At 65.0% G+C, this 13,627-nt stretch carries 18 protein-coding genes; 3 read left to right on the top strand and 15 right to left on the bottom strand.

Annotated elements, in window-relative coordinates; translation table 11 throughout:
- Positions 1–159: 159 nt before the first annotated feature.
- The gene (locus QTH97_RS08020) at positions 160–1,320 is read left to right on the top strand and encodes a S1C family serine protease (RefSeq protein WP_286567604.1); all 1,161 of its coding nucleotides are present in this window, start codon (positions 160–162) and stop codon (positions 1,318–1,320) included.
- 25 nt (positions 1,321–1,345) lie between these two features.
- Here QTH97_RS08020 and tatC read toward each other — a convergent pair whose 3' ends face one another.
- The 9 genes from tatC to QTH97_RS08065 form a co-directional block, all read right to left on the bottom strand.
- Entirely contained in the window at positions 1,346–2,143 is a 798-nt protein-coding gene (gene tatC, locus QTH97_RS08025; RefSeq protein ID WP_286567605.1) for a twin-arginine translocase subunit TatC, read from the bottom strand.
- 60 nt (positions 2,144–2,203) lie between these two features.
- A complete protein-coding gene (gene tatB, locus QTH97_RS08030; RefSeq protein ID WP_286567606.1) occupies positions 2,204–2,662 on the bottom strand; it encodes a Sec-independent protein translocase protein TatB in 459 nt (152 codons plus the stop codon).
- 11 nt (positions 2,663–2,673) lie between these two features.
- Positions 2,674–2,910: a Sec-independent protein translocase subunit TatA gene (tatA, locus tag QTH97_RS08035; RefSeq protein WP_286567607.1), complete on the bottom strand. Its 237-nt coding sequence runs from the start codon at positions 2,908–2,910 to the stop codon at positions 2,674–2,676.
- A gap of 120 nt (positions 2,911–3,030) precedes the next feature.
- On the bottom strand, positions 3,031–3,390 hold the full coding sequence (locus tag QTH97_RS08040; RefSeq protein ID WP_286567608.1) for a histidine triad nucleotide-binding protein: 360 nt from the start codon (positions 3,388–3,390) through the stop codon (positions 3,031–3,033).
- Positions 3,380–3,769, bottom strand: coding sequence for a DUF4870 family protein (locus QTH97_RS08045; protein WP_286567609.1), 390 nt, complete (start codon positions 3,767–3,769; stop codon positions 3,380–3,382). Before QTH97_RS08045 ends, QTH97_RS08040 begins: the two co-directional genes overlap by 11 nt.
- A gap of 11 nt (positions 3,770–3,780) precedes the next feature.
- On the bottom strand, positions 3,781–4,164 hold the full coding sequence (locus QTH97_RS08050) for a phosphoribosyl-ATP diphosphatase (protein WP_286567610.1): 384 nt from the start codon (positions 4,162–4,164) through the stop codon (positions 3,781–3,783).
- Complete coding sequence (hisI, locus tag QTH97_RS08055; RefSeq protein WP_286567611.1) at positions 4,161–4,562, bottom strand: phosphoribosyl-AMP cyclohydrolase; 402 nt, start codon at positions 4,560–4,562, stop codon at positions 4,161–4,163. The genes QTH97_RS08050 and hisI overlap by 4 nt, the downstream gene beginning before the upstream one ends.
- Before the next feature lie 14 nt (positions 4,563–4,576).
- A complete protein-coding gene (gene hisF, locus QTH97_RS08060; protein ID WP_286567612.1) occupies positions 4,577–5,356 on the bottom strand; it encodes an imidazole glycerol phosphate synthase subunit HisF in 780 nt (259 codons plus the stop codon).
- Between the two features lie 20 nt (positions 5,357–5,376).
- Positions 5,377–6,219 carry a D-hexose-6-phosphate mutarotase gene (locus tag QTH97_RS08065; protein WP_286567613.1) on the bottom strand — a complete coding sequence of 281 codons (843 nt, stop codon included), beginning with the start codon at positions 6,217–6,219 and terminating at the stop codon, positions 5,377–5,379.
- Between the two features lie 171 nt (positions 6,220–6,390).
- Between QTH97_RS08065 and QTH97_RS08070 the strand changes: the two genes are divergently transcribed.
- Positions 6,391–7,698 carry a dicarboxylate/amino acid:cation symporter gene (locus QTH97_RS08070; RefSeq protein ID WP_286567614.1) on the top strand — a complete coding sequence of 436 codons (1,308 nt, stop codon included), beginning with the start codon at positions 6,391–6,393 and terminating at the stop codon, positions 7,696–7,698.
- A gap of 7 nt (positions 7,699–7,705) precedes the next feature.
- The gene (locus QTH97_RS08075; protein WP_286567616.1) at positions 7,706–8,641 is read left to right on the top strand and encodes an amino acid ABC transporter substrate-binding protein; all 936 of its coding nucleotides are present in this window, start codon (positions 7,706–7,708) and stop codon (positions 8,639–8,641) included.
- A 14-nt stretch (positions 8,642–8,655) separates the two neighbouring features.
- On the opposite strand, the gene hisA is transcribed toward QTH97_RS08075, so the two are convergent.
- From hisA to hisD, 6 genes are all read right to left on the bottom strand, one after another.
- The gene (gene hisA / locus QTH97_RS08080) at positions 8,656–9,402 is read right to left on the bottom strand and encodes a 1-(5-phosphoribosyl)-5-[(5-phosphoribosylamino)methylideneamino]imidazole-4-carboxamide isomerase (RefSeq protein WP_286567617.1); all 747 of its coding nucleotides are present in this window, start codon (positions 9,400–9,402) and stop codon (positions 8,656–8,658) included.
- A gap of 146 nt (positions 9,403–9,548) precedes the next feature.
- Positions 9,549–10,199 carry an imidazole glycerol phosphate synthase subunit HisH gene (gene hisH, locus QTH97_RS08085; RefSeq protein WP_286567948.1) on the bottom strand — a complete coding sequence of 217 codons (651 nt, stop codon included), beginning with the start codon at positions 10,197–10,199 and terminating at the stop codon, positions 9,549–9,551.
- Positions 10,196–10,825 (bottom strand): imidazoleglycerol-phosphate dehydratase HisB, encoded by a 630-nt coding sequence (gene hisB / locus QTH97_RS08090; protein WP_286567618.1) that lies wholly within the window; start codon positions 10,823–10,825, stop codon positions 10,196–10,198. The genes hisH and hisB overlap by 4 nt, the downstream gene beginning before the upstream one ends.
- Complete coding sequence (gene hisC, locus QTH97_RS08095) at positions 10,822–11,913, bottom strand: histidinol-phosphate transaminase (RefSeq protein WP_286567619.1); 1,092 nt, start codon at positions 11,911–11,913, stop codon at positions 10,822–10,824. The genes hisB and hisC overlap by 4 nt, the downstream gene beginning before the upstream one ends.
- A gap of 5 nt (positions 11,914–11,918) precedes the next feature.
- The gene (locus QTH97_RS08100; protein ID WP_286567620.1) at positions 11,919–12,287 is read right to left on the bottom strand and encodes a hypothetical protein; all 369 of its coding nucleotides are present in this window, start codon (positions 12,285–12,287) and stop codon (positions 11,919–11,921) included.
- Between the two features lie 20 nt (positions 12,288–12,307).
- Complete coding sequence (hisD, locus tag QTH97_RS08105; RefSeq protein WP_286567621.1) at positions 12,308–13,624, bottom strand: histidinol dehydrogenase; 1,317 nt, start codon at positions 13,622–13,624, stop codon at positions 12,308–12,310.
- Between the last annotated feature and the right edge of the window lie 3 nt (positions 13,625–13,627).

The following is a 13,627-nucleotide window of genomic DNA, read 5'->3' on the forward strand; positions in this document are numbered from 1 at the left end:
TTTAAGGGTTTTCCCCAATTTCACGTCCTTGCGCGGAGCAAGGCCCCACACAGTCATCGGGGGCCGGCGAAAGGCTCCTCGGAAGCGTTGAGGGACAATCGGGTCTTCGACGCCCCACCTCCCCGGCGCGCTTTCGCTCAACGTTCTCTTCACCTCTTCATGAAACGCACCTGGCTGCTGTTTGCCCAAGCCGTAACGGTCCTGCTCGCGGCCTATTTCGTCGTCGCGACCCTCAAGCCCGAGTGGCTCAACCGTCGAGGCTCGCTCGGCGGCGTCGTCGCGGTCATCGAGGCGCCTGCCTCCGGCCCGGCCACGATTGCCCCGGGAAGCCTGAGCGCGGCCGCCAAGAAGGCGTCGCCGGCCGTGGTCAGCATCAACACCAGCAAGGCGGCGCAGCTTTCTCCGCGCAGCAACGATCCGTGGTTTCGCTTCTTCTTCGGGGACCAGGGCGCGGACCAGCCCCAGGTCGGGCTGGGCAGCGGCGTGATCGTGAGCGCCGACGGCTACATCCTCACCAATAACCACGTCGTGGAGGGCGCCGACGAGATCGACGTCACCCTCAATGACGGCCGGCACGCGCGCGGCAAGGTGATCGGCACCGATCCGGACACCGATCTGGCCGTGCTCAAGATCGAACTCGACAAGCTGCCGGTGATCGTGCTGGGCAATTCCGACACGCTCCAGGTCGGCGACCAGGTGCTCGCCATCGGCAATCCCTTCGGCGTCGGCCAGACCGTGACGAGCGGCATCGTGTCGGCGCTCGGGCGCAACCAGCTCGACGTCAACACTTTCGAGAACTTCATCCAGACCGATGCGGCGATCAACCCGGGCAATTCGGGCGGCGCACTGGTCGACGTGAACGGCAACCTCGAAGGCATCAACACCGCGTTCTTTTCCCGCTCAGGCGGCAGCATGGGCATCGGCTTTGCCATTCCGGTCTCGACCGCCAAGCAGGTGCTCGAAGACATCGTGAAGGCCGGGAAGGTCACTCGCGGCTGGATCGGCGTGGAGCTCAACGACCTTTCTCCCGAACTCGCGGAAACCTTCGGCGTCAAGGCCGATGCCGGCGTGATTATCACGGGCGTGCTGCAAAACGGCCCGGCGGCCAAGGCCGGCGTTCGCCCGGGCGATGTCATCAGCAGCGTGGGCGATAAAAGTATCGGAAACGTGCAGGAGCTCCGGACCGCCGTGGCAGGACTCAAGCCGGGCCAAGCGGCGCGCTTTGCGTTGCAGCGCGGCAGCGACAAGCTGGAACTGGATGTGACACCGGGCCTGCGGCCCCGGTCGCAGGTGCGGCGAGCACCGAACCCGACCGAATAGAGGGCGCCCTCGGGGAAGGGCGCGCTCAGGATTGCGCGGAATCCGCGCTTTCTTCCGGCGCCTTGGTGTTCTTCGCGAAGTAACGCGCACCGATGATGCCGACCTCGTACAGCAGGCACATCGGAATCGCCAGGGCGAGTTGCGAGACAACGTCCGGCGGCGTCAGCACCGCAGCCACGACGAATGCGACCACGATGAAATAGCCGCGGAATGATTTCAGCTTCTCGATGGTGACCATCTCGAAACGCACGAGCAGCATCACGACGATCGGCACCTGGAAGGCCACGCCGAACGCGATGTACAGCGACAAGATCGCTTCCACGTAGGACGAGATATCAGGCGTGGCATTCACCGACGGTGGTGTGAACTTCTGTATGAAGCCGAACATCTTGTCCAGCACGAAGAACTGCACGAAGGCGATGCCGCCATAGGCCAGCAGGCTACCGAAGAAGATCAACGGCAACGCGAACTTCTTTTCGTGGCTGTAGAGGCCCGGCGCCACGAACATCCAGCACTGGTACATGAGCCAGGGCAGCGCGAGCAGCACGGCCGTCATGCCCAGCACCTTCAGCGGCACGAAGAACGGCGAGAACACGCCGATGGCGATCAACTTCGCATCGGGCGGCATGTGGGCGCGGATCGGCACGGCGATCATGTCGATCAGTCCGGCGGGGCCGGGCCAGATGGCGAGCAGGATGCCGGCCACGACGAGGCCATAGACGCAGTAGAGCAGGCGATCCCGCAGCTCCATCAGGTGCTGGACGAAAGGCTGCTCGGTGCCGGCCAGTTCGTCTTCTTTGTTCTTGTCGGTGGGGTCGGCCATGTGAGGACGCTGCGGGCAGGAAATCGGTGCGCGCTGGGCGCAACCGGATCGGCGGTGCGGCTAGTTGATTTTGTGGGGACGGTAACGGGCCACGCGCGCTGCGCCTGAGAGCGCCTTGGTGCGCACGCCGTTGCGCGCCTTGTACCACTGCGGGGTGGCGCCCTGCTTCAGGCGCCAATTCTTGCGCGGGTGCTTGTATTCGGGATAGGAAGGCGTCGGCTCTGCCAGCTCGGAGAGGGTCTGGCCGCTTTCGGAGAACTGCTTTTCGAAGTCGCTGGCGCCCGACTGGATGCTGTGCTCGACATCGCGGGCAGCGTCCTGCACGGTGTCCTTCATCTTGCGCAGCTCGTCGAGGTCCATCGAGCGATTGACCTCGGCCTTGACGTCATTCACGTAACGCTGCGCCTTGCCGAGCAGGGTTCCGACGGTGCGGGCCACGCGCGGCAGCTTTTCGGGTCCGATGACGATCAGCGCAACTGCGCCGATCAGCGCGAGTTTCGAGATGCCGAGGTCGATCACGGATGCTCAGCTCAGGACTTTTGACGCGCCTCGACGTCGATCGTCGACTTGTCGGCGGTGGTGTTGCCCGTGACCTGCGCGTTCGGACCGGCCGGCGTCTCGGGTGCTGCGCCGTCTTTCATGCCGTCCTTGAAACCCTTGACGGCGCCGCCGAGGTCGGAGCCCATGTTGCGGAGCTTCTTGGTGCCGAAGATCATCACGACGACAAGCAGCACGATCAGCCAGTGCCAGATGGAAAGTGAACCCATGGATTACTCCTGAAGAATGTGAACGATTTTAGTCGGCGGAATTGACCGGCCGAAAACGATGGCTATCTGTTTTCCCGAACGCGCAGACTTCGGAAACCGCGCGGAAGCCCGAATCGCGAGTCAGCCTTTGAGCCAGGGCCTTGGACCACCCATGACGTGCACGTGGAGATGGTGAACTTCCTGCCCGCCCTCCGCGCCTGTATTCACGACGATGCGAAAGCCTCCCGCCGGATAAGGCCTGCAACCTTGCTCGACGGCGAGCTTGGGCGCCAGCGTCATGATCCTTCCCAGCAGCGCCGCATCGTCGCCAGTGACCTGGGCCATCGACGGAATGTGGCGCTTCGGCACGATCATGAAGTGCACCGGCGCCCAGGGGGCGATGTCGTGGAAGACAAAAAGCTCGTCGTCCTCGTACACCTTGCGGGAGGGAATCTTCCCTTCGATGATCTTGCAGAAGACGCAGTTCGGGTCAGACGACATTGGAAGGCTCCATGGACCGGCCCGCATTCATGCGCACCATCCCCTTGACGATGCGATAGAGGAACCAGAGGGAGATCAGCGCCCAGGCGATCCAGCCCGGCACGAGAAACAGCAGCCAGAGCCATGAGGTCAGCACGTACAGCACGCCCGCCCACAGCACCGATCGGATGCGCCAGCTGAAGTGCGACGCCTGCCAGGTGCCCGCGGCATCGTCGCGCTTGACCAGGTCGATCACCAGCGCGATCAGCAGCAGGCCGATGGAAGCCTGCGCGCCCGGCAGCACGGCACCCACGGCGACCACCAGATGCAGGATGTAACTGATCCAGCCCCAGGTCTTGAGCGAGTCGTCGGGCTCGACGGTCACGATGTCGTTGGGCATGGCGCGTCCTCTCAGTCGTTGGAAGCTTCGCGATCCTGCGCCTTGCGCAGGGCCTTTTCCTCGATGCCGCTGGTGCCTTCGCGGCGCTCCAGTTCCGCCACCACGTCGCGCGGCGAAAAGCCGTAGTGCGCCAGTGCGATCATGCTGTGGAACCACAGGTCGGCCACTTCGTTCACCAGCTTCGCGCGGTCGCCGCCGTGGTCGGCATCCTTCGCGGCCATCACGACTTCGGTGGCTTCCTCGCCGATCTTCTTGAGAAAGGCGTCCGGACCGCGGTGCAGGAGGCGCGCGACGTAGCTCTTGTCGGGGTCGCCGCCACGCGCGGGCAGTCGGCTTTCGATCACGGCGGCCAGGCGCGCCAGCGCGTCTTCCGCGTTGCGTTCAGTAGTGCTCATCTTGGGGACGATGTGTAGATCGATGCGGGGTCTTTCAAGACCGGCTCCGCCACGGTCCACTGCCCGTTCTCATATTTGCTGAAGAAGCAGCTGTGACGCCCCGTGTGGCAGGCGATCCCCGGTTCATGGCCGAGCTGCGTGACCTTGAGAAGCACGACATCGTTGTCGCAATCGAGACGGATTTCGTGCACCGTCTGGACGTGGCCGGACTCCTCGCCCTTGAACCACAGCTTGCCGCGTGACCTGCTGAAATACACGGCACGGCCGATTTCAGCGGTCTTCGCGAGCGCTTCGCGGTTCATCCAGGCAAACATCAACACGTCGTTGCTGCCCTGTTCCTGAGCGATCACCGGCACCAGGCCGTTCGCGTCCCATTTCACTTCGTCCAGCCAGTTCATCGGGCTATTGTCGGTCACAGCCGGACCGGAATGCCGCGTGCGGCCATGCGCTGCTTGGCTTCGCCCACGGTGAATTCGCCGTAGTGGAAGATGCTGGCCGCCAGAACCGCATCGGCCCCCCCTGTCTGGATGCCGTCCGCCAGGTGCTCCAGGCTGCCGACGCCGCCCGAGGCAATCACCGGCACGCTGACCGCATCGCTCACGGCGCGCGTGAGTTCGAGGTCGAACCCGCTCTTGGTGCCGTCGCGGTCCATGCTGGTCAGCAGGATCTCGCCGGCACCGCGCCGCGCCATTTCGACAGCCCATTGCACGGCATCGAGGCCCGTGTTCTTGCGGCCACCGTGGCTATAGACGTCCCAGCCGGGGCCACGCGTCGCGGCATCCTCGGGGCTGCGACGCTTGGCGTCGATGGCCACCACGATGCACTGCGCGCCGTACTTGCCGGCAGCGTCCTCGATGACCTGGGGATTGGCGATCGCGGCTGAATTGAAGCTGGTCTTGTCCGCCCCGGCATTGAGCAGGCGGCGCACGTCTGCGACCGTCCGCACGCCCCCGCCCACGGTCAGGGGAATGAACACCTGAGACGCTACGGCTTCGATGATGGGCAGGATGAGGTCGCGCCCGTCGCTGGTCGCGGTGATGTCCAGGAAGGTCAGTTCGTCGGCGCCTTGCGCGTTGTAGCGCGCAGCGATCTCGACCGGGTCGCCGGCATCGCGCAGTTCGACGAAGTTGACGCCCTTGACGACACGGCCGCCGGTGACGTCGAGGCAGGGAATGATGCGTTTGGCAAGCATGGATTCGTTCGGACAGGAATTCAAAGGACGTGGAGTTGCTGCCAGCCCTGCCATTGGGCGCCGGGCGCCAGCAGGACAGGCTCGTCGATACGCGCGGCCTCGACGCAGAGCATGTGGCGCCAGCCATCATCGGGCAGGTCCTCGAGCTTGGCGCTCAGCAACGGGCCCGGGTTCCAAACGACGGTCTCGCTGCAACTCGCGCTTTGCGAGATTTCAAGCGTGCCGGACGGCTGCACCAGGCGCAGCGGCTTGGCGGGCGAGGCGTAGACGCTGTCGAATTCGGCCCCGAAACCCAGCGAGGGCGCCAATTCGACATGGCGATCGTCTCGCACCGCGTCCCACCGGTTGGCTCCTTGCAGGCCTTCGAGCCGGGCGTCGGTGACCTCATCCACCCGCAAGTAGCTGTGCAGGGCCGCTGCGAACGACCAGGGTCCGCTGCCGGAGTTGTCGATCGTCAGGGCGATGCGCAGCATGTGCGGCGCCAGCGTCACTGCCAGCCGGGCGTGGAAGGAATGCGGCCAGATCGCCCGCGTGGCATCGTTGGACCGCAGCGAAAACACGACGGTCCGGCGCTTGCCGTCCTCCTCCTCCGACTCGGCCTGCCAGGCCACGTTGCGAACGAAACCGTGCTTGGGCAAGGGTCCCCGCATATTGAACTGCGGCCAGCAGATCGGCACGCCGCCGCGGATGGCGCTCTGGCCGTCGAAGTGTGCATCGGGGCTCAGATAGAGGCGTTCCACCCCGTCGGCCGTGGTCCAGGACAGCACATGGGCGCCATGCAGCGCGACGGTGCAGCTATCGCCCCCGGGCAGGGCGAGGCGCACTGCCGGCTGGCCGCGGAAGGAAAGCGCTTGGAGAGACATGACCCGATTCTAGGTTTGGCCCGCATGCCCCGACCGGCGTCCAGAGATGCAGTTGCTCGTCGGCATTGCAGCCGGCGCCTATTTGGCTTGAAATCGCATCAGCAGACGGTTGCCGGATGCGGCTGTCGGCCAGAGAAGACTCTCTCCAGAACTCACTCGCAAGGAGCTCCCATGAGAAGGAAACTGCCGCCAGCGGCCTGGATTCTGATAGCGATGGTGATCGGGATCATTCTGGGCTACATGGTCTTCGTCAGCTTCCCGGACAAGAAGTCCGCAGCGGAGATCGCAGGCTACATCTCGATCATGTCGGACGTGTTCCTGCGACTGATCAAGATGCTGATCGGGCCGCTCGTCTTCTCCACGCTGGTCGTCGGCATCGCCCACATGGGGGACGCCGCCGCGGTCGGGCGTGTGTTCGGCAAGGCGCTGGGGTGGTTCATCACGGCATCGCTGATCTCGCTCATCCTGGGCCTGGTGATGGCCAACCTGCTGCAGCCCGGCCACAACCTCGGCCTGCCGCTGCCGGACATCGGTTCCTCGGCGAACCTCGCGACTTCGAAGTTCACCCTCAAGGACTTCGTCGGCCATGTGGTTCCCAAGTCCTTCGTCGAGGCCATGGCCAACAACGAGATCCTGCAGATCGTGGTGTTCTCGATGTTCTTCGGCGTCGCGCTCGCCTCGCTGGGCGAAAAGGGCAAGACGCTGGTCGCCTCCATCGACGAACTGTCGCACGCCATGCTCAAGATCACGGGCTACGTGATGAAGCTGGCCCCGCTGGCGGTCATGGCTGCCATGGCCGCGACGGTGGCGACCAATGGCCTGCAGATCCTGATCAAGTTCGCGGTCTTCATGGGCGGCTTCTACCTCAGCCTGTTCATCCTCTGGGGAGTGCTTGCCTTCGCGGGCTTCGTCTTCCTGGGGCCGCGCATCGTGAAGCTGCTCAAGCTCATCCGGGAGCCCTTCCTGCTGTCCTTTGCCACGGCGAGTTCGGAGGCCGCCTATCCGAAGATCCTCATCGCGCTGGACCGTTTCGGCGTCAAGCGCAAGATCTCCAGCTTCGTAATGCCAATGGGCTATTCCTTCAACCTGGATGGCTCGATGATGTACTGCACCTTCGCCGTGCTGTTCATCGCCCAGGCCTACGACATCCCGCTGTCGATCGGCACCCAGATCACCATGCTGCTGATTCTCATGCTGACGTCGAAGGGCATGGCCGGCGTTCCGCGCGCATCGCTGGTGGTGATCGCTGCCACCTTGAACCAGTTCAACATCCCTGAAGCGGGCCTGCTGCTGATTCTTGGCGTCGACACCTTCCTGGACATGGGCCGCTCGGCGACCAACGCGGTCGGCAATTCCATCGCCACGGCGGTGGTCGCCAAGTGGGAAGGCGAACTCCTCACGGAAAGCGAGGCCGAGGCGAACGCCAGGACGATGGACGCCGAACTGGCGGCCACCCTCGCCCATCCTGCGCACGCCTGAGGCTGCCATGACGCGCTTACAGAAGCTGTCGATCGCCGCGGCCCTGCTTGGCGGCCTCCTGTGCCTGTCGCCGGCGGCCGCCCAGACCGAGCCGATTCCGGCCGCGCCGGCGGAACTGACCGGGACGCTGGCCAAGGTGCGCGAATCGGGAACGGTCACCATCGGCTACCGGGAATCCTCGGTGCCGTTCTCCTACCTGTCCGCGCGCAACGAGCCCATCGGCTATTCGATCGAACTGTGCAAGGCGGTGGTCGAGGCGATGAGCGAAGCGGTGCACAAGTCGCTCACGACGAAATGGGTACCGGTGACCTCCGAGTCGCGCATCGACGCGGTGGTGAACGGCCAGGTCGATCTCGAGTGCGGTTCGACCACGAACAACCTCGAACGGCAGAAACGCGTCAGCTTCTCGCCGACGATGTTCGTGTCGGGCACCAAGTTGCTGGTCAAGAAGGGCTCCCCGATCCAGTCGTTCACCGATCTGGCGGGAAAGAACGTGGCCGTGACCAGCGGAACCACCAACGAGAAGACGATGCGGGACCTGTCCACCCGCTTCAAGCTCGGCCTGAATCTGCTGGTGTCGCGCGACCACGCCGAGTCCTTTGCGCTGGTGAAGACCGGAAAGGCCGATGCGTTCGCGACCGACGACGTGCTCCTGTACGGCCTGATCGCGCAGGACCGCGGTACCGCCCAGGGGCCGAGCGACTATTACGTGGTCGGCGACTTTCTCTCGTACGACCCGTACGGCGTGATGTACCGGAAGAACGATCCCCAGATGGCGACGGTGGTCAACAACACCTTTCACGACCTGGCGGAGGATGGAGAAATCGAGCGCCAGTACAAGCGCTGGTTCCTGCGCAAGCTGCCGTCGGGGACGAGCATCAACCTGCCGATGAGCCCTCAGCTGGAAACCATCATCCAGACAATGGCGGTGAAATCTGAATAACTCCCAGGAGCCGTTCAGGCAGCGTCTGCGAGTTCGTCGGCCCGGGCCTGTGCTGTGGCGAAGTCCAGGTCGCCCGAGTAGATCGCGCGGCCGCAAATCACGCCTTCTACACCGTCGGGTTCGACGGCGCACAGCTTGTCGATATCGGCCATGTTCGAAAGGCCACCCGAAGCAATCACCGGAATGGTCAGCGCCTGGGCCAGCCTGACCGTAGCCTCGATGTTGATGCCCGACAGCATGCCGTCGCGGCCGATGTCGGTGTAGATGATCGACTCGACGCCGTAATCCTCGAACTTCTTGCCCAGGTCGGAGACCTCGTGGCCGGTAAGCTTGCTCCAGCCGTCGGTCGCCACCTTGCCGTCCTTGGCGTCGAGGCCCACGATGATGTGGCCGCCGAAGGCGCTGCAGGCGTCCTTCAGGAACCCGGGGTTCTTGACCGCTGCGGTGCCGATGATCACGTAGCGCAGGCCGTCGTCGATGTAGCGCTCGATGGTGTCCAGGTCGCGGATGCCGCCGCCGAGCTGTACCGGAATGTCGTCGCCGACCTCCCTCAGGATCGCCTTGATCGCCGCATGGTTCTGCGGCTTCCCGGCGAAAGCGCCGTTGAGGTCGACCAGATGCAGCCGCCGCGCACCGGCTTCGAGCCACTTGCGCGCCATCGCGGCCGGGTCTTCACTGAAAGTGGTGGACTGGTCCATGTCGCCTTGCTTGAGGCGAACGCAGTGGCCATCCTTGAGGTCGATCGCAGGAATGAGGAGCATGGTGCGGGATTGCGTGGAACGAACGATGAAGTCGCGAAGGATCGTGCGGACGAGCGGAAGTGGGTGGCGAAAAGCGCGATCGTACTCAGAATCGGGCGAGCGCCGCAGGCACGGACGCGAGCCGCACGGTCGATGCGTTCAAGGTGTCAGGGATTCCAGTGGAGGAAATTTCGATAGAGCTGCAACCCATGGTCCGCACTCTTCTCCGGGTGGAACTGGGTAGCAAAAATATTATCGCGTGCGACGGCGGCGGTAAAGCGCTCGCCGTATTCCGCCTCCCCCGCACTGTGGCTGGGGTCGGTCGGCCGGGCGTAGAAGCTGTGGACGAAATAGAAGTAGCTCTGGTCGGGCACTCCCGCCCAGACCGGGTGCGGCCGCATCTGCCGGACCTGGTTCCAGCCCATCTGCGGCACCTTGTAACGGCTGCCATCCGGCTGGGTACGGCCCGCCAGCTCGAACTTGCGCACATTGCCGGGAATCAGGTCCAGGCCGTCGGTCGGCCCCTCGTCGCTGTGCGACAGGAGCATCTGCATGCCGACGCAGACGCCGAACAACGGCTTGCTGGCCGCCGCCTCGAGCACGGGTTCCAGCAGCCCCGAATCGCGAAGTTCGCGCATGCAATCCGGCATGGCGCCCTGCCCTGGCAGCACCACGCGGGTAGCCCGGCGCACGACGTCCGGATCGGAGGTGACGAACACCTCCACCCCGACCTGATCGGCCGCATGCTGCACGGCCTGCGACACGGACCGCAGGTTGCCCATGCCGTAGTCGACGACGGCAACGGTATTGCTTGTCAGAGCGAACCCTTCGTCGAAGGAATGACACCCGCGGAGCGCGGATCGAGTTCCAGCGCCGCGCGCAGTGCCCGCGCGAAGGCCTTGAAGACCGTCTCGCACTGGTGGTGCGCGTTCACGCCCTTGAGATTGTCGATATGGAGCGTCACGAACGCGTGGTTGACGAAGCCCTGGAAGAACTCGTACGTGAGCTGGCTGTCGAAGGTGCCGATCATGCCGCTCGTGAAGGGCACGTCCATCACCAGGCCGGGACGGCCGGAAAAGTCGATCACGACGCGGCTCAGCGCCTCGTCCAGCGGCACGTAGGCATGGCCATAGCGGCGAATGCCCTTCTTGTCGCCCACGGCCTTGGCGACCGCCTGTCCCAGCGTGATGCCGACGTCTTCCACCGTGTGGTGGCCGTCGATGTGCAGGTCGCCCTTGCAGTCGATGTCGAGGTCGATCAGCCCGTGGCGGGCGATCTGGTCGAGCATGTGGTCGAAGAAGCCAATGCCGGTCGACAGCTTCGAGCGGCCGGTGCCGTCGAGGTTGACCTGGACCGTGATCTTCGTTTCAGCCGTGTTGCGCGTGACCGCCGCCGTTCGAGCGGAGGCGGCGACGACTGCTTCGGGTGCCGTGGGGGTATTCATAGTGAGGCTTCGAGTGCCGCGAGCATCCGCGTGTTCTCGTCGGCGGTTCCGACGGTCAGGCGCAGGCAATTCGCGAGCAGGGAGTGCATTTTAGAAACGTTCTTGACCAGCACACCGCCCGCCTTCATACCCTCGAAGGTCTTTGTGGCATCGGGGACACGTACCAGCATCATGTTGGCTTCGCTGGGCCAAACCTTCACACCCGGCAGGCGCGCCAGCCCCTCGGCGAGCCGGGCGCGCTGGCTTCGGATGTCGGCGGCCTGCCGCTCGAACACGTCGGCGTGCTCCAGCGCGAAGAGCGCGCACTCGCAGTTGAGCACGCTGATGTTGTAGGGCGGGCGCACCTTGTCGACCTCGGCGATCAGGGCAGCGGGCCCCATCATGTAGCCCAGGCGGACGCCGGCGAGGCCGAACTTGCTGAGCGTGCGCATCAGGAGGACGTGGTCGCGGCGGGCAACCCGGTCGATGTAGCTCCTGGCGGCAAAGGGCTGGTAGGCCTCGTCGATGACCACCAGGCCGCCTTGCGCGCCCTGGGCATCGATGATCTTCTCGATCACGGCATCGTCCCAGAGGTTGGCGGTCGGGTTGTTCGGATAGGCCAGGTAGACGATGGCCGGCTTTTCCTGCGCGATGGCGTCGAGCATGGCGCCTTCGTCCAGCTCGAAGTCGGTGGTCAGCGGCACCCCCACGAAGCGCAGGCCCTGCAGTTGCGCGCTCATCGCGTACATCACGAAACCTGGAACGGGCGCCAGGATCGCCGCGCCTGGGAGATCGCAGGCCATGGCGAGCAGCGAAATCAGCTCGTCCGAGCCATTGCCCAGCATGAGCGCAAAGCCTTCCGGCATGGCGGCATGCCTTGCCAGGGCGCGCTGCAGTTCGGCCCCGCGTTCACCCGGATAGCGGTTCAGCGCGAGCGTACCGAGGCGCCGGCCAAGGGCGGCCTGCAACTCCGGCGGCAGGCCGTAGGGGTTCTCCATGGCGTCGAGCTTGAGCAGGCCGCGCGCATCCTGCACCGCGTAGGCATGCATGGATTGCACGTCGGCACGGATCCGGCCGAGCGCAGCGGGGGTGACAGTCTTGGAGGTCATTCGATTCAAGGATTGCAGCGGTAGCTGTTGCGCAATGCGGCCGAGAGCACGAACTGGACCGGCATGTCGGCCTCGTAGCTGTCGGCGTTGCGCGTCAGTTCGGACTGGTAGAGGGAGCGAGCCATTACCGGCTCGAATTTTCGCCCGTTGATGCAGAAAGGCGGCTTCTGGCCCGCGCGCTGCGCCGCGTCGCTCGCCTCGCGCAGGCCTTCCATCACACCGACGAGATAGTAGTTGGCGTAGAGCTTGCCTTCCTTTTCGTTGGCTTCCAGGGTACGCAACTCGCGGATGGTCATCGCCTGGGCGCTCACGGCACAGGCGAGCGCGGCCAAGGCCAGCAACTGCCCGAGCCGGTCAAGTCGGATTCGCGTCACGGCGCCCATCCCGCATTCCCTCAGCGCAATCTCATGCGGGCGGCCTCGGCGTGTGCGGAAAGCCCCTCGCCTTCCGCGAGGGTCACCGCGATGCGGCCGAGCACTTGCGCGCCGGCTTCGCTGACCTCGATGAGGCTCGATCGCTTCTGGAAGTCGTAAACGCCCAGCGGCGAGCTGAAGCGCGCCGTGCCGCTCGTGGGCAGCACGTGGTTGGGGCCCGCGCAGTAGTCTCCCAGGCTCTCGCTGGTGTAGGCGCCCAGGAAGATCGCGCCGGCATGCTTGAGCAGCGGCTCCCAGCGGCCCGGCTCGCGGCTGCTGACTTCCAGATGCTCGGGCGCGATGCGGTTGCTGATCGCGCAGGCCTCTTCCATGCTGCGGGTGTGGATCAATGCGCCACGGCCATTGAGCGAGGCCGCGATGATCTCGGCGCGCGGCATCGAGGGCAGGAGCCGGTCGATTTCCTGCTGGACGCGCTGGATGTAGTCGGCGTCAGGGCACAGCAGGATGCTCTGCGCCAATTCGTCGTGCTCGGCCTGGCTGAACAGGTCCATCGCCACCCACTCCGGCGGCGTCGTGCCGTCGGCCAGCACGAGGATTTCGCTGGGGCCCGCGATCATGTCGATGCCCACGGTGCCGAAAACGCGGCGCTTGGCGGCGGCTACGTAGGCATTGCCGGGGCCGGTGATCTTGTCGACCGCCGGGATGGTCGCCGTGCCATACGCAAGCGCCGCCACGGCCTGCGCACCGCCGATGGTGAAGGCGCGCGTCACGCCGGCCACGTGCGCAGCCGCCAGCACCAGCGGGTTCTTTTCGCCGCCCGGCGTCGGCACGACCATGATGATTTCACCGACACCCGCCACATGTGCGGGGATCGCGTTCATGAGCACGCTGGACGGATAGGCTGCCTTGCCGCCCGGCACGTAGATGCCGACGCGGTCGAGCGGCGTGACCTTCTGGCCCAGCAAGGTGCCGTCGTCATCGCGGTAGCTCCAGCTTTCGCCGCTGGCCTTCTTCTGCGCCTCGTGGTAGCTGCGGACCCGGAGCGCGGCGGCTTCGAGCGCATCGCGCTGCGCGGCGGGCAGCGATTCGAAGGCGGCGCGCAGTTCGTTCGCCGTGAGTTCGAGCCCCTCCAGGCCGGCGACGTCGAGCCGATCGAAGCGGCGCGTGTACTCCAGCACGGCAGCGTCGCCACGACGCTGCACGTCCGACAGAATGTCAGCCACCACTTGCTCGATCGCTGCGTCCGCCTCGGCGGACCAATGCAGGCGCGCCTTGAAGTCGGCCTCGAAACTCGCCGAGGTGGTCGAGAGAAGGACGGGGGCAGCTTTCAGTTTCATGGT

Origin of the sequence: Variovorax gracilis, assembly GCF_030317115.1 — a bacterium.
Taxonomy (GTDB): Bacteria; Pseudomonadota; Gammaproteobacteria; order Burkholderiales; family Burkholderiaceae_C; genus Variovorax; species Variovorax gracilis.